The sequence below is a fragment of the Riemerella anatipestifer ATCC 11845 = DSM 15868 genome (genome assembly GCF_000252855.1).
Lineage (GTDB): Bacteria > Bacteroidota > Bacteroidia > Flavobacteriales > Weeksellaceae > Riemerella > Riemerella anatipestifera.
Map to the genome: position 1 here is coordinate 2,044,859 of NC_017045.1, position 19,424 is coordinate 2,064,282.

Annotated in this window: 16 protein-coding genes and 1 tRNA gene; 13 read left to right on the forward strand and 4 right to left on the reverse strand. The window is 34.1% G+C overall.

Annotated elements, in window-relative coordinates:
- On the reverse strand, positions 1 to 186 hold the full coding sequence (locus RA0C_RS09670) for a DUF5522 domain-containing protein (protein WP_013447172.1): 186 nt from the start codon (positions 184 to 186) through the stop codon (positions 1 to 3).
- 40 nt (positions 187 to 226) lie between these two features.
- Here RA0C_RS09670 and RA0C_RS09675 point away from each other — a divergent pair, with 40 nt between their 5' ends.
- From RA0C_RS09675 to RA0C_RS09695, 5 genes are all read left to right on the forward strand, one after another.
- The gene (locus tag RA0C_RS09675; RefSeq protein WP_004919423.1) at positions 227 to 553 is read left to right on the forward strand and encodes a hypothetical protein; all 327 of its coding nucleotides are present in this window, start codon (positions 227 to 229) and stop codon (positions 551 to 553) included.
- The gene (locus RA0C_RS09680; protein WP_004919421.1) at positions 553 to 1,467 is read left to right on the forward strand and encodes a 1-aminocyclopropane-1-carboxylate deaminase/D-cysteine desulfhydrase; all 915 of its coding nucleotides are present in this window, start codon (positions 553 to 555) and stop codon (positions 1,465 to 1,467) included. Before RA0C_RS09675 ends, RA0C_RS09680 begins: the two co-directional genes overlap by 1 nt.
- Before the next feature lie 110 nt (positions 1,468 to 1,577).
- Complete coding sequence (locus RA0C_RS09685; RefSeq protein ID WP_013447174.1) at positions 1,578 to 2,636, forward strand: glucosaminidase domain-containing protein; 1,059 nt, start codon at positions 1,578 to 1,580, stop codon at positions 2,634 to 2,636.
- 30 nt (positions 2,637 to 2,666) lie between these two features.
- Positions 2,667 to 3,947: a glutamate-1-semialdehyde 2,1-aminomutase gene (gene hemL / locus RA0C_RS09690; protein ID WP_004919419.1), complete on the forward strand. Its 1,281-nt coding sequence runs from the start codon at positions 2,667 to 2,669 to the stop codon at positions 3,945 to 3,947.
- 110 nt (positions 3,948 to 4,057) lie between these two features.
- Positions 4,058 to 6,190 (forward strand): S9 family peptidase, encoded by a 2,133-nt coding sequence (locus tag RA0C_RS09695; protein ID WP_004919416.1) that lies wholly within the window; start codon positions 4,058 to 4,060, stop codon positions 6,188 to 6,190.
- A gap of 101 nt (positions 6,191 to 6,291) precedes the next feature.
- On the opposite strand, the gene RA0C_RS09700 is transcribed toward RA0C_RS09695, so the two are convergent.
- A tRNA-Leu gene (locus tag RA0C_RS09700) sits at positions 6,292 to 6,373 on the reverse strand.
- Positions 6,374 to 6,438: 65 nt separating this feature from the next.
- The gene (locus RA0C_RS09705; RefSeq protein ID WP_013447175.1) at positions 6,439 to 7,224 is read right to left on the reverse strand and encodes an MBL fold metallo-hydrolase; all 786 of its coding nucleotides are present in this window, start codon (positions 7,222 to 7,224) and stop codon (positions 6,439 to 6,441) included.
- Between the two features lie 36 nt (positions 7,225 to 7,260).
- On the opposite strand from RA0C_RS09705, the gene RA0C_RS09710 reads away from it, so the two are divergent.
- Entirely contained in the window at positions 7,261 to 8,694 is a 1,434-nt protein-coding gene (locus RA0C_RS09710; RefSeq protein ID WP_004919414.1) for a hypothetical protein, read from the forward strand.
- Between the two features lie 12 nt (positions 8,695 to 8,706).
- Positions 8,707 to 9,156: a GAF domain-containing protein gene (locus RA0C_RS09715; protein WP_004919413.1), complete on the forward strand. Its 450-nt coding sequence runs from the start codon at positions 8,707 to 8,709 to the stop codon at positions 9,154 to 9,156.
- Positions 9,157 to 9,299: 143 nt separating this feature from the next.
- On the opposite strand, the gene RA0C_RS09720 is transcribed toward RA0C_RS09715, so the two are convergent.
- Complete coding sequence (locus RA0C_RS09720) at positions 9,300 to 9,881, reverse strand: hypothetical protein (RefSeq protein ID WP_004919410.1); 582 nt, start codon at positions 9,879 to 9,881, stop codon at positions 9,300 to 9,302.
- 152 nt (positions 9,882 to 10,033) lie between these two features.
- Between RA0C_RS09720 and RA0C_RS09725 the strand changes: the two genes are divergently transcribed.
- From RA0C_RS09725 to RA0C_RS09750, 6 genes are all read left to right on the forward strand, one after another.
- Entirely contained in the window at positions 10,034 to 11,419 is a 1,386-nt protein-coding gene (locus RA0C_RS09725) for an RtcB family protein (protein WP_004919409.1), read from the forward strand.
- Between the two features lie 250 nt (positions 11,420 to 11,669).
- Positions 11,670 to 12,008: an HIRAN domain-containing protein gene (locus RA0C_RS09730; protein ID WP_004919406.1), complete on the forward strand. Its 339-nt coding sequence runs from the start codon at positions 11,670 to 11,672 to the stop codon at positions 12,006 to 12,008.
- Between the two features lie 450 nt (positions 12,009 to 12,458).
- Positions 12,459 to 15,728: a DEAD/DEAH box helicase gene (locus RA0C_RS09735; RefSeq protein WP_004919405.1), complete on the forward strand. Its 3,270-nt coding sequence runs from the start codon at positions 12,459 to 12,461 to the stop codon at positions 15,726 to 15,728.
- 47 nt (positions 15,729 to 15,775) lie between these two features.
- Positions 15,776 to 16,441, forward strand: a complete 666-nt coding sequence (locus RA0C_RS09740; protein ID WP_013447178.1) for a RipA family octameric membrane protein — start codon at positions 15,776 to 15,778, stop codon at positions 16,439 to 16,441.
- Between the two features lie 237 nt (positions 16,442 to 16,678).
- On the forward strand, positions 16,679 to 18,226 hold the full coding sequence (locus tag RA0C_RS09745; RefSeq protein WP_004918629.1) for a type I restriction-modification system subunit M: 1,548 nt from the start codon (positions 16,679 to 16,681) through the stop codon (positions 18,224 to 18,226).
- 4 nt (positions 18,227 to 18,230) lie between these two features.
- Complete coding sequence (locus RA0C_RS09750) at positions 18,231 to 19,328, forward strand: restriction endonuclease subunit S (protein WP_004918627.1); 1,098 nt, start codon at positions 18,231 to 18,233, stop codon at positions 19,326 to 19,328.
- Positions 19,329 to 19,424 lie beyond the last annotated feature (96 nt).

Genomic DNA, 19,424 nt, shown 5'->3' on the forward strand with positions numbered 1-19,424 from the left:
CTATTGTTTTAAAGGTTTCTTACTCTTTATAAATGTGTCAGTTTTCTTGTCATACCCATATGGGCAATGCTTACAGCCACTTTTGCAACAGTAACCTCTTTTAAGATGGTATTTTTCTGTAAACACCTTATAACCTTGTTCGTTATAATAGAAATCTTCATTTTCATTACCGTTGTGTGATGGCATAAGTTAGAATTTATATCTTTGCTCTACTAATTTTATCCTAATGATAATAGTGTGCCAAAAACTGCTTAAAAATACAAAAATTACTGGAATTGCTATTTTTCCATTCATTTTTTTACGCAAAAGGGCAGATAAAACTAATAAAAAGTTGGTTAATCACGAAAAAATACACTTAAGACAACAGTTGGAGCTGGGACTTGTTTTCTTCTATTTATGGTATGTGTTAGAGTTCTATTATAGATTATATCAATACAAAAATCCTCATTTAGCCTACATCAATATTTGTTTTGAAAGAGAGGCTTATGCTAATGAATCTAATTTACATTATCTTAAAGAGAGGAGTTTTTGGGCATTTTTAAAATACAAATAATGAGTAAAGTTGAAATTCCGATAATAAAAATTCCTCATCCTAATAAACAAATTGAACTCTATATCAAGAGAGAGGATTTGGTGCATAAAGAAATATCAGGTAATAAATACTGGAAACTACTTTATAACATAGAGAATTACAGGAAAAAACAGGTCGAAAATCCACTGATTATTACTTTTGGTGGTGCTTTTTCTAACCATATTGCTGCAACGGCAGCTTTGGGGAGAGAGTTAGAAGTCCCAACTTTAGGGATTATAAGAGGAGAAGAGCTGGTCTATAAGTGGGAAGAAAATCCTACATTAGTAAAAGCTAACGAAGACGGAATGACTTTCGATTTTGTAACTAGAGAATCATATAGAGATAAAAATCACCTTACAGAAATTTATCAGGAGCTTTTTCCGAATGCGCTTATCATTCCCGAGGGAGGTAGTAATGCTTTAGCGGTGGAGGGTGTTCAATTTATGTTGAATGAAAAGACAATAGAATTTGATTATTTATGCACGGCAGTAGGTACTGGTGGAACGATAGCAGGACTTTCTAAATTTGCTGAAAAATATCAGAAAGTCTTGGGTTTTAAAGCTGTGAAAGATGATTCTTTAGACGGTAAAATTTTAGAATGGAGCGGAAGAAATAATTTTCAATTGATGGAGACAGGTCAAGGAGGTTATGGTAAAATAACGGACGAAGTGGTGGCTTTTATCAATAAATTTTATCATAATTATAATATTTTGTTAGAACCCATCTATACAGGCAAGATGATGCAGCGTTTATGGCAGTTGATAGATGAGGGCTTTTTTACTGCAGGAAGTAAAATTTTGACCTTTCATACAGGGGGATTGCAAGGGATAAAAGGAGCTAATGAATTCTTGAAAAACCAAGGCAGACCCGCTATTGTTGAGGGAGATGGAATATAGGTGAGAGAGGCTTCCGTTTAGAAATAAAAAGATTATTGTATCTTTGTTGAGTGGCAGACTGGATTGGTTTGCTGCTTTATTTTTAATAAAAACATAATTTATAAGATATTATGAAAAAGTTTTTGATAGCTTCGGCGGTTTTAGTCGTTTCACAATTTAAGGCTCAGACATGGGCAACAGATGACCAATATATCCAGCGTTTCGCAGGATATGCCGTGGAAGAAATGGAAAAATATAAAATCCCAGCAAGTATTACTTTAGCACAAGGGATATTAGAAACAGGAGGTGGGCAATCTCGCTTAGCACAAGAAGGTAATAATCACTTTGGAATTAAATGTAAGGAAGGCTGGACGGGCAAAACCATGAGGCATACCGATGATGCTCCTAACGAGTGTTTTCGTGTGTATAACGACCCAAAGGAGTCTTACGAAGACCATTCTAAGTTTTTAGCTTATCGTAAATACTATACTAATCTATTTAAACTTGACCCAAAGGATTATAAAGCTTGGGCTCATGGGCTTAAAAAAGCTGGGTATGCTACCAATCCTAGATATGCTTATATTTTGATAAGCAAAATAGAAAAGTATAAATTATACGAGTTTGATAATATTTCGTCTAAGGAAGTCCCTTTTACATTATTGAAACTTTATCCAGAGTTGAATGATGACAAAGAGTTTATGGCGAAAATAAACCCACAAAAAGAGGTTAAAAAGAAGGAAAGTGTAACGGTGCATGTTCCTTATCAGCAAACTTCTTATGCAGAGCAACAGAAAACAGCAGATCAGCTAAGAAAAGAAAAATTAGCATTGTTGGAAGGCATAACAGTGAAATCTCATCCTAATGGAGGATTGAAGTATGTAGTGATTCCAGCAGATACTGATGTGGCTTACATTGCTAAAAAGTTTGAAATGAGAGAGGGGAGGTTGTTAAAGTGGAATGATTTAAGTGGGAATAAACTAAAGGCAAATGATGTTTTGTTTTTAGAACCAAAATCTTCTACAGGAAGTATAGAAACATACAAGGCTGAAAAGGGAGATACAATGCATAAAATTTCTCAAAAATTTGGTATTAAATTAAGAAAACTTTACTCCAAAAATAGAATGGAGTATGGAGAACAGCCTAAGCAAGGGCAAATTATTTATTTGCAAAAGAAAGCTCCACGCAGATAGTATTTAATAATTAGGAAAAATAAAATTAAGATGTTATATCAAAGAAGTAGTGCCTTATTTCAAGAGGCTAAAAACTATATTCCTGGTGGTGTAAACTCTCCTGTAAGAGCGTTTAAATCGGTGGGCGGAACACCTGTATTTATGAAGTCTGCTAAAGGGGCTTACCTTACAGACGCAGACGATAAAACTTATATAGATTATATCAATTCGTGGGGACCAGCCATATTAGGGCATACTCACCCTGAAGTATTAGAGGCTGTAAAGTTACAAGCTGAAAAAGGCTTCTCCTTTGGGACACCTACTGAGTTAGAAACCGAAATTGCTAAATTTATCACAGAAAATGTACCTAATATAGACCAAATAAGAATGGTATCATCTGGTACAGAGGCTTGTATGAGTGCTATTCGTTTGGCTAGAGGCTACACAGGGAGAGATAAAATTATTAAGTTTGAAGGTTGTTATCATGGGCATTCAGACTCATTTCTGATAAAAGCAGGGAGTGGTGCGGCAACTTTTGGAAATCCAAATTCTCCAGGAGTTACGCAAGGTACAGCTAAAGATACTTTATTGGCTAGATATAATGATTGGGAGCAAATTCAAGATTTATTTCGCCATAACGAAGGGCAAATTGCGGCGGTTATCATAGAGCCAGTGGCTGGTAATATGGGTTGTGTACTTCCTGAAAATAACTTTTTACAAAATCTAAGGCAAATCTGCGACCGTAACGGAACTCTTTTAATTTTTGATGAAGTGATGACGGGCTTTCGTCTAGGATTTGGTGGAGCTCAAGAGGTCTATGGAGTGAAGGCGGACTTGGTAACTTATGGTAAAGTTATCGGTGGAGGTATGCCTGTGGGTGCCTTTGCTGGGCGTCGTGAAATTATGGAATGTCTGGCTCCTAAAGGTGCCGTTTATCAAGCAGGAACGCTTAGTGGTAATCCTATTGCGATGAGAGCGGGACTGACGACATTGCAACTCATTAAAAATGACGAGAATTTCTATCAAAATCTTGATAAGACCACAGAAAAATTAGATTTTGAAATTGCTAAAATCCTTAACGAAAAAGGGATTGAATACCGTATCAATAGAAAAGGCTCTATGATGTCTGTGTTTTTCCATACTAATAGAGTAGCTAATTTTGATGAGGCACAACAGGCCAATCATTCGTTATTTAATACCTTTTTTCATCACTTGTTGGAGAGAGGTGTTTATCTTCCACCTAGTGGGTACGAAACTTGGTTTATTTCTTCTGAAATAAAAGATAATGAGATAGATAAAACTTTAGAAGCAATAAGAAGTTTTCAGTATTAAATATCTAAATCACTCCAGAATTCTGAGAGTGATTTTTTATTTTTGATGAAATATTAAATAGAATAGTTAGTTTTTTTATCTTTGGGACGATTTGTAATAATTATTATGATATGAAAAAAATAGTGATACTAGCATTAGGTTTATTTTTGTCTGTTAATGCCTATAAAGGGCAGGAAATTACATTGGACAAAATCTACTCGGGCTATTATAGAGGTAAAGGTATAGCGGGGATTTCTCCATTAAAAACAGATGATTATTACGCCGTAATAGAACCAACAGGAATTGCAAAATACTCTTATAAAACTTTACAAAAAGAAGGTTATATAGTAGAGGGAAGATACGAAGATTATCAGCTTTCTAACGATGGTCAAAAGATTTTGTTGCAGAAAGTTAGTGAGCCTATTTACAGACATTCTTTTTTAGGTGTTTTTGATGTTAAGGATTTGTCAAGCGGAAAAATCATTTCTTTATTTGAAGGGAAACCTGTTCAGGAGCCTACCTTTTCGCCTGACGGTAGCAAAGTGGCTTTTATTTCAGAAAATAATTTGTATTACCAAGACTTAGCGTCGGGGCAAGTAGTTCAAATTACAACGGACGGTAAGAAAAATGAAATTTTGAACGGACTGGCAGATTGGGTTTATGAAGAGGAATTTGGTCATGCTAAACAATATGTATGGAATAGTGGCGGTGATGCCATTGTTTTTGTAAGGTCTGATGAAACAGCTGTTCCTGAAATGAATATGCCTATCTACGGAAACAATCTATATCCACAAGATTTTAAATTCAAATATCCTAAAGCGGGCGAAAAAAACTCGGAAGTTAGTTTACATTATTATCAATTAGCTACAAAGAAGATAGCTAAGGTAGATTTAGGTGTTTTTGAGAATTATTACATTCCACAATTATTTGTATCTAAGGTGTCTGATGAGGTTTTGGTGGCTACGGCTAACAGGCATCAGAATAAGTTAGATATACTAAAGCTAAAAACATCTAACGGGAAAGTAGAAAAACTATTTACGGAAACTGATAAGGCGTGGATAGAAACTGATAATTTGACTTTAGAGTTTCTTTCTGATGGAGGTATGTTATGGGCTTCGGAGAGAGATGGTTATCGTCATTTGTATTGGTATGATGCTAAAGGTAAACTAAAAAAACAGGTTACAAAAGGAAATTGGGAAATTACAGACTATTACGGTTTTGATGCTAAAAATCAAGAGGTTTTTGTGCAAACTACTCAGAATGGAAGTATCAATAAGGTAGTGTCTAAAATCAATATCAATACGGGTAAATCTCAAATTGTTTCAGATATAGAAGGTAACAATACGGCTTCTTTTAGTCCTAATTTTAATTATTTTATCAATACAACCTCTTCTGCTAAAACCCCACACAAATATGTGTTGAGAGATAGAAATGGAAAAAGTTTGAAAGAAATACAAAACAATGATGAGCTTTTAACTAAGTTAAAAACTGATAATTGGGTAGAGAAGGAATTTTTTACTATACCCAATGATGCAGGAGACCAAATGAATGCGTGGATTATGAAGCCTAAAAACTTTGACCCTAACAAAAAATATCCTTTGTTTATGTTTCAGTATTCAGGACCAGGGTCTCAGCAAGTAAGTAATTCTTGGGATTCTAGTAATGGTTTATGGTTTAATCATTTAGTTCAGAAAGGCTATGTTGTAGCCTGTGTAGACGGTAGAGGTACAGGTTATAAAGGTGCAAATTATAAGAAGTCAACCTATCTTAATTTAGGTAAATATGAAATAGAAGACCAAATAACTGCTGCGAAATGGTTTGGGAAACAGTCTTATATAGATGCTAGCAGAATTGGGATTTTTGGCTGGAGCTTTGGAGGTTACATGGCTAGTTTAGCGATGACTAAAGGGGCTGACGTCTTTAAAATGGGAATTGCAGTAGCACCAGTAACCAATTGGCGTTTTTATGATACGGTTTACACAGAAAGATTTTTGAGAACTCCACAAGAAAATGCAAAAGGTTATGATGAAAATTCTCCTACGGAATATGCTCATTTATTAAAAGGTAAGTTCTTGATGATACACGGTACAGCAGATGATAATGTACATTTTCAAAATGCAGCAGTATTTTCCGAGGCACTTATTCAGAATAAAAAGCAGTTTGAGTTTATGACTTACCCAGATAAAAATCATAGTATATATGGAGGGAATACTCGCTCTCAACTTTATGAAAAGATGACACAATTTATATTGAATAATCTTTAAAATGTTCAATAATAATAGCAAAAGAGCTACTTTTTAAAGTAGCTCTTTTTTGTTATTTGGAAATAAAAAATGCTATTGAGTTTATCAATAGCATTTTACTGTACCCAGAGCCGGGATCGAACCGGCACGCCTTTCGGCATTGGTGTTTGAGACCAACGCGTCTACCAATTCCGCCATCTGGGCATGTGTTGAATTAGAGACTGCAAATATAGACTTTTTTTAGATTATACAAAAATATTTTTAGCATTTTACCAAAAAACCTCCAATCCATCATGAGCAGGTTTTATGTGCGGAGGTAATAGGCTTTCTATCTCATTGTGAAACCCTAATCTATGGCTAATGTGAGTAAGATAAGTAGTTTTAGGCTTTAAGGTTTCTACAAGTTCTAAAACTTGTGGAAGTATAAAATGGGAAGCATGCGGTTCTTCTGCTCTTAAGCAGTTAATGATTAAAATATCTAAATTTTTTAATTTCTCAAGTTGGTCTTTACTAATGGAACTTGCATCGGTAATATAGGCTAGATTTCCTATTTTATAACCAAGTATGGGGAGTTTTCCGTGGAGTACTTCTATGGGTTCTATTAAAGTTCCTAGTAGTTCAAATGGTTGGTTTGTAATTTTATATAAGTCAAAACTAGGTGCTCCAGGATATTTTTCCGTAGCGAAGGCGTAAGGAAACCTTTGTATGATTTCGTTTGAAACTCTTTCTAAACAGTAAATAGGTATATTTTTATTAGTATTGAAAATAATGGGACGAAGGTCGTCCAACCCAATAATATGGTCATTATGCTCGTGTGTTACTAGGAGGGCATCTATGTGAGACTCTCCGAAGGAAAGCATTTGTTGTCTAAAATCGGGTCCGCAATCTATTAAAATTTTTTTATTGTTATTAGTTGTAATTATAGCGGAAGACCTAAGTCTTTTATCTTTAGGGTTTTGAGAGAGGCAAACAGGGTGGTTAGAACCTATAACAGGTATGCCTTGAGAAGTGCCTGTGCCTAAAAATTTCAGCTTCATTTTTGAGTTTAAAATCATTTTGGTAAATTTACAAAAAATATAAATATTGCGAATATGTCGGGAATCAAAGCGGTTTTAACCCCTAAACAAAAAGCATTAGCAGTTAATCTAGACCCTTCAATATATGGTACATTTGCGGAGATTGGAGCGGGGCAGGAGACGGTGCGTCATTTCTTTAGAGCAGGAGGAGCTTCTGGTACTATTGCCAAAGCGATGTCCGCCTATGATAAGGAATATAGTAATGCTATCTATGGACAAGAGGTTAAGAATAGATTTGTTACTCAGAATAGATTAAAAAAAATGCTCAGACATGAGGTGAGCCTTATAGAAGAGCGACTAGATAATACCGAAACTCCAGATAGAAAGTTTTTTTCGTATGCTAATACCGTAACCACAATAAATTACCATAAAACCTTTAAAGGTCATGGCTGGGTAGGGTTGATGTTTCAGCACGAGGCAGATGCGGAGTATAGCGAAATTATTCTGCATATCAGATTTAAAGAAAATGATGCAACACTTCAGCAGGAAACTTTAGGAAATCTAGGTGTTAATCTCATTTTTGGGGCTTTTAATTATGCTGATAATCCAAGACATTTAATTAACAGTCTTTACGATGATATTTCTATTGATAAGATAGAAATTGATATGATTGATTTCCAAGGACCTGCATTTGAGTATGTTGATAACCGATTGATGAGTTTACAGCTTGTCAAAAAAGGTATGACGGAAGCGGTTATATTTAACTCCGAAGGTAAAAATATGCTTCCAGCAGATATTCTTTACAAAAAAGATGTTTTTGCGGTGAGAGGTAGCTTTAGACCTGTAACATTGGTGAATATAGATATGTTTGAAAATGGTCTAGATCTTTTTCTAAAAGATACTAAAGGAAAGCCCGAGGGCACCGTAATTATCTTTGAAATTACAACGGCTAATCTTAGAGCAACGGGTAAAATAGACGAGAGAGACTTTTTGGATAGGGTAGATGTGTTAGCAAAGTTAGGCTACACTGTAATGGTGTCTAACTTTTCTGAGTATTATCGTTTGGTAGAGTATTTTTACAGCTATAATATTCGCTATTTGGGTGTAGCGATGGGAGTTAATAATTTGCTAATGGTCTTTGATGAAGATTATTACAAAAACTTGCCAGGTGGAATATTAGAGGCATTTGGTAAATTCTTTAGAAAAGATATGAAGGTTTATTTGTATCCTTATAAAGATCCAGAATCTCACGAGGTGTTAGATTCTGATAATTTAAAAGTGAATGAAAACCTTAAAGAACTATACAAATACTTTAAGCATAATAATAGAATTGTTGATATTAAGACTTATAATCCTGAATATTCCGAAATCTATTCTCGTGAAATTTTGGTTAAAATAGCAAATTGTGAAACATGTTGGGAGTGTCAACTTCCAGAAGGTGTGGCAGATATGATTAAAGAGAGAGGTATGTTTGGCTACAAAGAAGCAATCGCCCTAAAAGAATTTTAAAATAAATTAGGTATGGAGAAATTAAAAATAAAATTATCAGAAATCATCTCTGATAATCATCTTTCTAAAGATGAAAAACTCAAAGCAATTTGTGAAGTTTTAGACCAAGAAAAAAGTTACTTTAACTGGACAGGGTTTTATTTTAAAAATGGAAATAAAGAAGAACTTATATTAGGACCTTATGTAGGAGCGCCTACAGATCATACGGTTATTCCTTTCGGTAGAGGTATTTGTGGGCAAGTAGCTGTATCTAATAAAACGTTTGAAGTACCAGATGTTATGGCTGAAGATAACTATTTGTCGTGTTCCATAGATACGAAAGCAGAATTGGTAGTTCCTATCATAAAAAATGGAGAGAATATAGGTCAAATAGATATAGATTCTCACACAATAAATCCTTTTACGAAGGAAGATGTAAAGCTTTTGGAATGGCTTTGTAGTGAGGTTGCAACTATATTATAATTTTCAGTATGTTAGTGTGTAATCGTTCTTTTAGAAGAATACTCTTTTTTAATATATTAAATTTGATTTAGAGGGAAATTTGGGAGTCTGTTTACATTTTAAGCAGACTCTTTTAGATGATAGTTGAAGTTGGATTGAAGATTTTACAACGATTCAGAATTGAGTTTGTAGCGTCTAATTTCTTTATTCATTTTTCTTAGCATACCTATGGTGCCTATTTTTACAGAATTTTCTGCATTTCCAAGAAGTCTAGCATTACCTTTATAGGTGTCATAGGAGGTTTCTATAATAAAATTTCCGTCAGCATCATAAAGTTTAGCACTTACAAGAACTTGGTTAGAAAAAACATAACGTCCAAAACCTACTTTAAAATACTTTACTCTTGGTATGAGTGCCACTTCGGCATTATTATTTAGACAAATTTCTTTAATATATTCGGTGTCAATATTTTCATAAGACATGACACAATCCACTCGTAGAATTTTCCCACTATTTCTATCTTTCAAAAAATCGCTTGCGGCACTGTAGAATGCGTTATATGTAGGAATGTATATTTCTGGTATTTCTGGAGTGATTACTGGATTAAAGTACACCACCTTTTTTACCTTTTTTATTTTGATATTTTTATTAAGGTAGCTAAGACTATCGCCCCATGCGGAACAGCCTATGGTACAAATTAAAGAAACAGATATACCTATTAAGATTAAAGTTTTTTTCATACCCATTTTACAATGCAAATATACTCTTTTAAAGGTGATTAGTGCAATACCTTGTGTGTAAGATTTATGCTATTTTTTTTAGAAATAAAATATCTATGCAGATAGGGTGCATAGAAAAATTATAGATTTGCTGTAGGAAATATAAAATAAATTTGAAAATGATAACAGGCAGAGACATATTGAATTTAGGTTATGAATCAGGAAGGTGGTTCAAAGAAGCCTTAGAGTATGCTAATCAACATCAGTTAAGCCAAGAAGAACTGAAGAGCTATTTGGAAGAAGTCAGTCCTAAATATATAGAGCCGTACAATATACCTATTGACTTTCATCTCAACATCAAGGCAGAAACTGAAGAAGAAGTGAGTAATGTAGAGGTGGTAATTTCTATTATGAAAGAGCTTATGAAAACCCCCACTTTAGTTGTTGGAGCTGTGATGCCCGATGCTTGTCCAACAGGCGAGGGTCAAATTCCTGTGGGTGGTGTAGTAGTAGCGAAAAACGCTATACATCCGTCTATGCATAGTGCCGATATTTGTTGCTCTGTAATGATGACTAACTTTGGATACATTGAGCCTAAAATGGTATTAGATAAAGCCCATTCCATCACTCATTTTGGAGGTGGAGGACGAGAAGAATTTTCTGATTTACCTCAAGAATTAAAGTTAAAAATGAAAAACAATCCTTTTCTAAATGATGAGAAAAGTTTTAGCTTAGCGACTTCTCATTTGGGTACGCAAGGCGATGGTAATCACTTTTTGTTTGTAGGGGTTTCAAAGAAAACAGGCGAAACAATGATGGTTACACATCACGGTAGTAGAGGACTGGGAGAATATTTATATAGCCAAGGGATGAGAAGAGCAGAAGTTTTTAGACGAGAACTTTCTCCTAAAACAATGCCTAAAAACGCATGGATTCCTTATGATACCGAAGAAGGAAAAGCCTATTGGGAAGCCTTACAAATTGTAAGAGAATGGACGAAACTAAACCATACCACCATTCACAATGCAACAGTAGAACTATTGAAGACGGAACCAATTGACCGCTTTTGGAACGAGCATAATTTCGTGTTTAAAAAAGGAGAGTTGTTTTACCACGCTAAAGGAGCCACGCCTCTTGATGATGCATTTGTCCCTGATAGTAAAGGTGGGCTAAGGCTTATTCCGTTAAATATGAGCGAACCTATATTGATTGTCAAAGGAGAAACGACAGCAACCAATTTAGGTTTTGCACCTCACGGAGCTGGGAGAAATATCGGTAGAGGAATGCATAAAAAGAATAATTCTCATAGAACTATTGCTGAGATTTTCAAAGAGGAAACAAAAGGTCTGGATGTTCGGTTTTTTTCAGGACATATTGATATTTCCGAACTACCGAGTGCCTACAAAAACGCTCAAACGGTTAAAAACCAAATGAAAGAATTCGGTTTAGGAGAAGTGGTGGACGAGATTATGCCGTATGGGTGTATTATGGCTGGCGATTGGCAAATTGATGCACCTTGGAAAGCAAAAGCTAGAGAAAGGTACAGAAAACAAGGGAATATATAACGACTAAATGAAAGATATTTATGATTAAGACGATAAGGCTTTTAGTGAGATTTATATTTTATATGGTATTATGGACCATATTTTCTGTATGGGTAGAGATGTCAGATTTATTATATCAAATCATAACGGTAATAGTTGCCGTTATTTTTGTGCTTTTGACTTTACTGAATCCCAAATAATATTTTCCTATGCACTTCCACTGCACAGAATGTATATACCTTTGTCATAAGAAATTTAAAAACACTCAAAAATGGAGACAAAAAGAAAACAACAGAGAGAGCATCTAGCTAACTTTCACATTGCAGGTTTCAACTATTACGATGGGGCTTTATGTTTTTCTAAGCTCAAAGTAGGTGCAACGCTAGAACTTGAATACGAGGTAGATAACAAATACGACGCTCGTGCCGTAGCCCTCTACTACAAAGGCAATAAGTTAGGCTTTATTCCACGCACCGAAAACCGAATTTTCTACAAGCTCGTCAAAATGGGTTACGAAAACGCTTTGGATGTCCGCATTCAGCAGATTGATGCCACCGCACATCCAGAGCAACAAATTAGCGTGGTGGTGCACCTGTTGCCACAAGATTAAAAACCAATAACCGTTGATGCAATGCGTCAGCGGTTTGTTTTTATGGTTGAGAATTTAGGAAATTAAAATGATATTTTTGGCGTGCCCCTTCCTTCGCCCACCGCATCGTCCGCGGGGCGGGCTTTCGCCTATATCTTTTTCTGAGGAGGAACGACGAGGAAAAAGGATGCTGGTTCTATCCCTCATGCAGGGGGAATGGTAGAGGTTAGCGAGGGAAAATAGAGAATTAGGATAAGTTTTATTGTTGTTCCTTAGAAAATGATTTTAAGTAGGGGAATTTAGTAAAACGATAATGCGAATGCTATGAAAATACATATAAATGTGTCAAATTGGCGTCCTATTTATTGAAAAAAAATAAACTAGACTGACATTTTGTTAACGGAAATAATGTTAGGTTTAAAAAGGAGCAATTTTTGATTGCCAACTACTTGTGAAAATAAACTAAAAATCATGAAATTAAAATTACCTCGTTTAATTAGAGAAGAAAAAGTTGGAAATTCTTTAAGAAAGAATATTATAATCCATTTGGTCTGTGAAGAAGTTGAAAAAGATTTTGAAATTGTTTCTTTTCAACGAGGTAAGGTGATTCTGAAGGATTTGGATGGAACCGAATTTTATATCACGACCTCCAAAAATGATGTGCCAGAGAATCAAAATTTTGTTTTGTTATCAAAGAGTTTTCTTAAAAAAGATATTGAAAGCGGAAATATTACATTCATAAAATGGTTAAAACATCCAAACAATATCGAACATCGACCTACAGATATTGTAAATTCTTGGGGGAATGCGTTTAATTTTAAAGAAGAAGACTTAGGAAATGAATTAATTGGGTTAAGAAAACCACAAATAGGTGCAATACATTCAATTTTAGGTCATTTAACAAATGCTAATGAAATTGCAACTGTTGTTTTACCAACAGGAACTGGAAAAACGGAAACAATGTTATCCGTTTTGGTTGCAGGTAAATGTAATAAACTTTTGGTTACAGTTCCTTCTGATGCATTAAGGAGTCAATTAGCAGGAAAGTTTTATGATTTAGGTTGGCTTAAAAAAGGGGATAGTGAAGGAAACTCCATCGTTTCTTCTAATGCTAAATATCCAAAAGTAGGAATTGTCAATACTGGTTTCAGAGATGATGATGAATTAAACCATTTTCTTGACAAGTGTAATGTAATTGTTTCTACTATGGATTTAATGACTTCAATGCCTATCAAACAAGCTAATTTAATTTCAGAGAAGTGTTCGCATCTTTTTGTGGATGAAGCTCATCACTCAAAAGCAAAAAGTTGGAATAGATTTATTAATTTTTTTGATAAGAATAAGGTAGTATTATTTACTGCAACACCTTATAGAAATGACGGGCAATTACTTGATGGGAAAATTATATATAATTTCACACTCAAAGAAGCACAAGAGCAAGGTTACTTTAAAGAAATTGATTTTATTCCAATAAGAGAATATGACCAAAAAACTGCTGATTTGAAAATAGCTGAAGTAGCTGTAAATAAGTTAAGAGAAGATATTACGAATGGGTATGAGCACATTTTAATGGCTCGATGTGAAAATAAACTTCGTGCAGATGAAGTTTTTGAAATTTACTCAAAACATACTGACTTGAATCCTATTAAAATATATTCAAATCTAAAAGGTCAGTCTAATATTAAGCAAAACATAATAAACAAACAGCATAAAATCATTGTGTGTGTTGATATGTTGGGTGAGGGATTTGATTTGCCAGAGTTAAAAATCGCAGCATTTCACGATGCAAGAAAAAGTTTGCCAATCACATTACAATTTGCAGGGAGGTTTACGCGTACAAATAAGGATAATAATTTAGGAAAAGCAAGCTTTGTTGCCAATCTTTATCAACCAAGCTTAAGTGATGAATTAAGCTTGCTTTATGCAAAAGAATCAAATTGGAACTCAATTTTACCAACATTAAGTTTACAAGCAACTCAGGAGCAGATAGACTTACAAGATTTTTTATCAGGATTTAATCATTTGGATGAATCAATTATACCATTTCAAGAAATTCGTCCTGCTTTTAGTTCTGTTGTTTATAAAAATCAAACTGACGATTGGCATCCTATGAACTTTAAAGCAGGAATAAAAGGCTATGAAAATTATGATTATAAATTTCATGACTTAAATAGAGATAGGAAGACATTAATCGTATTCTTAGGAAATAAGAAACCAGTTGATTGGGGAAGTTTTAAAGATGTTTATAATATTGAATGGAATATATACATAGTTTATTGGGAACAATCAAAAAATTTATTATTTATACATTCTTCGGATAAGGGAAGTCATTATAAAGAATTAGCAAATGCAATTATTGGGAATAGTTCAATCTTGATTAAAGATGAGGATGTTTTCAAAACTTTTTATAATATTGATAGAGTAAAACTATTCAATTTAGGGTTGAGAAAAGGACTTGGAAAAGATATTACTTTTCAATCATATTATGGGAAAGGCGTACAAGAAGGACTTACATTGGCGGAAGAAAAATCGGGTATCAATAACAATGTTTTTGGAGTTGGTTTTGAAAATGGAGATATAACATCCATTGGTTGTTCAAGAAAGGGACGAATTTGGTCTTATTCAAGAGGAACAATAAATCAATTTTTAGATTGGTGTGATGAAATTGCTATAAAATTGACAAATGATGAAATTGACCCTAATGAAATTTTACTTAAAAATACTATAAAACCCGAAAGAGTTTCAATCAGACCAAATGCTTATCCTATTTCTGTAGATTGGCATCATGAGATATATAAAACTATTGAGGATAAAGTTGTTTTCAATATAAAAGGAATTGATTATGATTTATCAAGTATAGAACTTAACACTTTTAATCCTGATAACGATAATCCATTGAGTTTTTCTTTAGATACAGATTCTGATATAATTACTTTTCAATTGAATTTGAGTGAAGTGATTGTAAATGGTAATAGATTATTCAGTTTTAATATATTAAAAACTTCAACTATAGAAGCAAATGTAAAAATGGGTTCAAAGATTTATTCGGTAATCGAATTTTTTAATGAGTTTCCACCGAAATTCTGGTTTCATGATGGTTCTAATTTACAAGGTAATGAATATGTGAAATTTAATGAAGAAATTTTAGAATATCCTAAAGAAGAAATAGAAGTTTGGAATTGGACAGGTGTAGATATTAATAAAGAATCAGAGGGGTTTGGTAATATTAATAATTCTTCAATTCAGTATTTTTGTATTGAGAAATTAATCCATGAGGATTATGATTTAATATATAATGACGATAATAGCGGAGAAATTGCAGATATAGTTGCTATAAAAAATACAGAGAAAGAAATACTTATTGATTTATTTCATTTGAAATTTGCATTAAGGGGTGTTGTTTCAAGCGAAATTAAAAATTTCTATGAAGTGTGTGGTCAAGCACAAAAATCATTAGTTTGGAAGTATAAAGAAAGTTTAGAATTCTTTAATCATTTAATGAAAAGAGAATATAAAAAGCAAAAACAAGGGCAAACAAGAATTAGAAAAGGTAATATTGAATTATTAGAAAAATTACTGTTTGAAGCTAAATGGAATAAAGAATTGAAGTTTCAAGTTATAATTGTTCAACCAGGATTTTCAAAAGAAACAGTAACTCCGCCAATTTTAAATTTGTTAGGAGTTACTTCAAACCATTTAAAAAAAGAGGGGGGAATTGATTTAAAAGTAATTTCAAGTTAACAGATAGTATAAATAATAATATCTAAAATTAATTAAGTATTGCTATTATGAAAAACAAAAAAAGTAAGAAGAAGTATCATAAAGAAGATTTGATAAATACACTGAACAGATTGTATAGGTGTCGAGATTTAGAAATTTCTAATCTTTGGCAAAGGTCAGTTTTTCTCTCTGTTTTTTTAATCCTTTGCTTTACTGCTTACGGATATTTAATATTAAATTTAGTCAAAGAAAATTATGATTTAAATACTCTAAATAAATATAATATCACTTGTTTGTTGCTATCTTCGATAAGTGTAATTTTTTCTACTATTTGGATTTTAATGGCAAAAGCCTCAAAAGCATGGTATGAAGTTTATGAATCTGCAATTTCAAGTTTTGAATATAAATATTTTGAAAAAATAAACTTGCCTGCTGAGAATATTATGGGTGAGATGATTTTTAGAAGGGAGTTAAGAAATGATAATATCTTTTCACGAAAAGGAGGTGCGTTTTCGCCATCTAAAATAAATATTGCTATTGGACAGATTAGTTTATTAATTTGGGCGATTATAATGCTTTTACACTCAGTATGTAATTTACTTCTTATACATTTAACAGAAAATAAGATAATAAATACAACTCTAACAGTAGCTATACCTTTAATGACACTTTCGATTGTATTATATATTACTTTATCTGAATATGTGAAGAGTGGGTTTCTGACAAAAAATTAATCCCTCCAAACATTCCTCCGTGTGAGGGATAGAGGCGGTATCCTTTTTTGAGGAGGAACGACGAGGAAAAAGATATAGCCGAAAGCCCGACGGCGAGACCTTTGTGCGTGGGAACTAGGAAGCCGGCACGCCCAAGTGATTTTTCTGTACTTTATCACGATTGTTTTTGGGGCTAAAATGGTCTTTTTGGAGATTAAATTGTACCTTTGTAAAACTTGAAAAATAGACACTTTTGATATGATTACAGGCGAACTTAAATCTCAAATAGATAAAATCTGGAACGACTTCTGGACGGGCGGTATCTCTAATCCGCTTACGGTGATAGAGCAGTTTACTTACCTTATTTTCTTAAAGCAACTAGATGATAAACAGACCACTATAGAGGAAGAAAAAACACTATTTGGGGCAAGTAACCACAAAGATATATATGCCTCTGAGCAAAACGAACTGAGATGGAGCTTTTTTAAAGATAAAGACCCAGAGGTAATGTTTGATATTTTTACGAAGCCAAATCCAGAGATAGATAACCTCACGGCTTTTGATTTTATGAAGACATTGGGAGCTGTTGGAGGAAAATTTTCGGAATATATGAAGGGGGCAACTTTTATGATTCCTACGCCGAATTTGCTTGACCGTGTGGTGCAACAGATTGATAAACTACCGCTGAACAGACGCGATACGAAAGGGGATTTGTATGAGTATATGCTGAGTAAAATTGCGGAAGCGGGTACGAATGGGCAGTTCCGTACACCGAGGCATATCATTAGGATGATGGTGGAGCTGATGCAACCACAACAGGAGGATACCGTCTGCGACCCTGCAATGGGAACGGCTGGTTTTCTGGTGGCTACGGGCGAATATCTGCACGAGAGGCATCAAGATTGGTTTTTGGATAAAACATTTCGGAGACATTTTAGCGAGGATATGTTTCATGGGATTGAGATTGACCCTTCTATGATGCGTATTGCTTCTATGAATTTGCAGTTGCACGGCATTGAGTCGCCAAATATCACAGGGGGTAGTGCGTTGGCAGAAAGTAATACAATTACAGGTAAATATTCGTTGATTTTAGCCAATCCACCGTTTAAGGGGGCGTTGAATTACGATGAGGTGGAGAGCAGTTTGTTGCAAGTAACGAAAACGAAAAAAACGGAGTTACTCTTTTTGTCGTTGATTTTGCGTATGCTGAAATTGGGCGGTAGAGCGGCTGTGATTGTGCCTGATGGGGTGTTGTTTGGTAATAGTACGGCGCATAAAAATATCCGTAAAGAGCTGATAGAAAATCATCAGTTGCAAGGGGTGATTTCGATGCCGAGTGGGGTGTTTAAGCCTTATGCGGGGGTGAGTACGGCAATTTTGCTTTTTACTAAAACCAACACGGGTGGTACAGAGAAAGTGTGGTTTTATGATATGACGACTGACGGGTATAGTTTGGACGACAAGCGAACTGCAAAAATTACTAACGAGCAGTTGGAGGCGTGTTTTGATACACCTGAACAAATACAATCTGAGGTAGCGGAGCATTGTGATATTCCACGAATTTTAACGGATTGGCGAAATATAGACAAGGTGGGCACCGACCGTACTCAAAAATCTTTTTTGGTAGCCAAAGCGGATATTGTGGCAAACGATTATGATTTGAGCATTAACCGATATAAAGAAATTGTTTATGAAACGATTGCTTATGAAACACCAAGTGCTATTATTACTCAAATTAAAGATTTGCAAACACAACGACAACAAGCGATGGAGGCATTGGAAAAGATGTTAAACGCTAAGATGTAAGGGAATGGAAAGAGTGAAATTAATAGATATTTGTAAACCAAAACAATGGAAAACAATATCTGGGAAAGACATTTTAGAAAAAGGGAAATATCCTGTTTATGGTGCAAATGGTAAAATAGGATTTTACAATGAATATAATCACGAAAAACCTACATTATTGATTGGATGTAGGGGGTCATGTGGCACAATACATATTTCTGAACCTTTTAGTTACACTTCAGGAAATGCAATGGCACTAGATGGTTTATCATCAAAAGTTGATATTAAGTTTCTTTTTTATTATCTAAAACAAAGAGGTTTTGATGATGTAATGAGTGGAGGAGTGCAAAAGCAAATTACTAAAGTAGGATTAGAGAAAGTTGAAATCCCCCTACCTCCATTAGTGGAGCAACAAGCTATTGCCGAAAAATTAGACCAAGCTCAAAAAATCATTGATTTAAACGAGGCGGAAGTGGCTCGCTATGATAAATTGGCTCAAGCACTTTTTATCGATATGTTTGGCGACCCTGTGCAAAATCCGAAGGGGTGGGAAGTAAAAAAGTTGGGGGAGGTTTGTACTAATATTTTGGGAGGTGGTACACCATCAAAATCAAAACCAGAGTTTTATATAGGTGATATTCCTTGGGTAACACCAAAAGATATGAAAACTAAATTTATTAGAAATAGTATTGACCACATCAATAAATTAGCTATTGAAAATAGCAGTGCTAAATTAATACCGGTAGATAGTATTTTAATGGTTATAAGAAGTGGAATATTAAAACACACTTTGCCGGTGGCTATAAACAAAGTCTCTGTTACTATTAATCAAGATATGAAAGCGTTTTTACCTAATGATAAAATTACAAATACATTATTTATGCTTTATTTCTTCAAAGTGTGTTCATATTTCCTTTTGGGGAAAGTTAGAGCTGTGACAGCGGACAATATAGAATTTAATCAAATTAAAAACTTAAATTATATCCTTCCCCCCATCACCCTTCAAAACGAATTTGCTAAGCGTATAGAGCAAATAGAATTGTTGAAAAATCAAGCACAGCAGGAATTGGAGCAAAGTAAAAATTTGTTTCAGTCTTTGTTGCAAGAAAGTTTTAAGGGGTAAATAAGCGGGAGATTTAATATATTTAGGAGAAGTTATTTTTAACATCAAGGATATAAAATGGCGTTGTAATAGTCAATAATTTTGAAAAAAAGATTA

Bases quoted from the DNA above. Each gene is read 5' to 3' on its own strand.
- RA0C_RS09670 (WP_013447172.1), bottom strand. From the start codon at position 186: ATGCCATCACACAACGGTAATGAAAATGAAGATTTCTATTATAACGAA.
- RA0C_RS09675 (WP_004919423.1), top strand. From the start codon at position 227: ATGATAATAGTGTGCCAAAAACTGCTTAAAAATACAAAAATTACTGGA.
- RA0C_RS09680 (WP_004919421.1), top strand. From the start codon at position 553: ATGAGTAAAGTTGAAATTCCGATAATAAAAATTCCTCATCCTAATAAA.
- RA0C_RS09685 (WP_013447174.1), top strand. From the start codon at position 1,578: ATGAAAAAGTTTTTGATAGCTTCGGCGGTTTTAGTCGTTTCACAATTT.
- hemL (WP_004919419.1), top strand. From the start codon at position 2,667: ATGTTATATCAAAGAAGTAGTGCCTTATTTCAAGAGGCTAAAAACTAT.
- RA0C_RS09695 (WP_004919416.1), top strand. From the start codon at position 4,058: ATGAAAAAAATAGTGATACTAGCATTAGGTTTATTTTTGTCTGTTAAT.
- RA0C_RS09705 (WP_013447175.1), bottom strand. From the start codon at position 7,224: ATGATTTTAAACTCAAAAATGAAGCTGAAATTTTTAGGCACAGGCACT.
- RA0C_RS09710 (WP_004919414.1), top strand. From the start codon at position 7,261: ATGTCGGGAATCAAAGCGGTTTTAACCCCTAAACAAAAAGCATTAGCA.
- RA0C_RS09715 (WP_004919413.1), top strand. From the start codon at position 8,707: ATGGAGAAATTAAAAATAAAATTATCAGAAATCATCTCTGATAATCAT.
- RA0C_RS09720 (WP_004919410.1), bottom strand. From the start codon at position 9,881: ATGGGTATGAAAAAAACTTTAATCTTAATAGGTATATCTGTTTCTTTA.
- RA0C_RS09725 (WP_004919409.1), top strand. From the start codon at position 10,034: ATGATAACAGGCAGAGACATATTGAATTTAGGTTATGAATCAGGAAGG.
- RA0C_RS09730 (WP_004919406.1), top strand. From the start codon at position 11,670: ATGGAGACAAAAAGAAAACAACAGAGAGAGCATCTAGCTAACTTTCAC.
- RA0C_RS09735 (WP_004919405.1), top strand. From the start codon at position 12,459: ATGAAATTAAAATTACCTCGTTTAATTAGAGAAGAAAAAGTTGGAAAT.
- RA0C_RS09740 (WP_013447178.1), top strand. From the start codon at position 15,776: ATGAAAAACAAAAAAAGTAAGAAGAAGTATCATAAAGAAGATTTGATA.
- RA0C_RS09745 (WP_004918629.1), top strand. From the start codon at position 16,679: ATGATTACAGGCGAACTTAAATCTCAAATAGATAAAATCTGGAACGAC.
- RA0C_RS09750 (WP_004918627.1), top strand. From the start codon at position 18,231: ATGGAAAGAGTGAAATTAATAGATATTTGTAAACCAAAACAATGGAAA.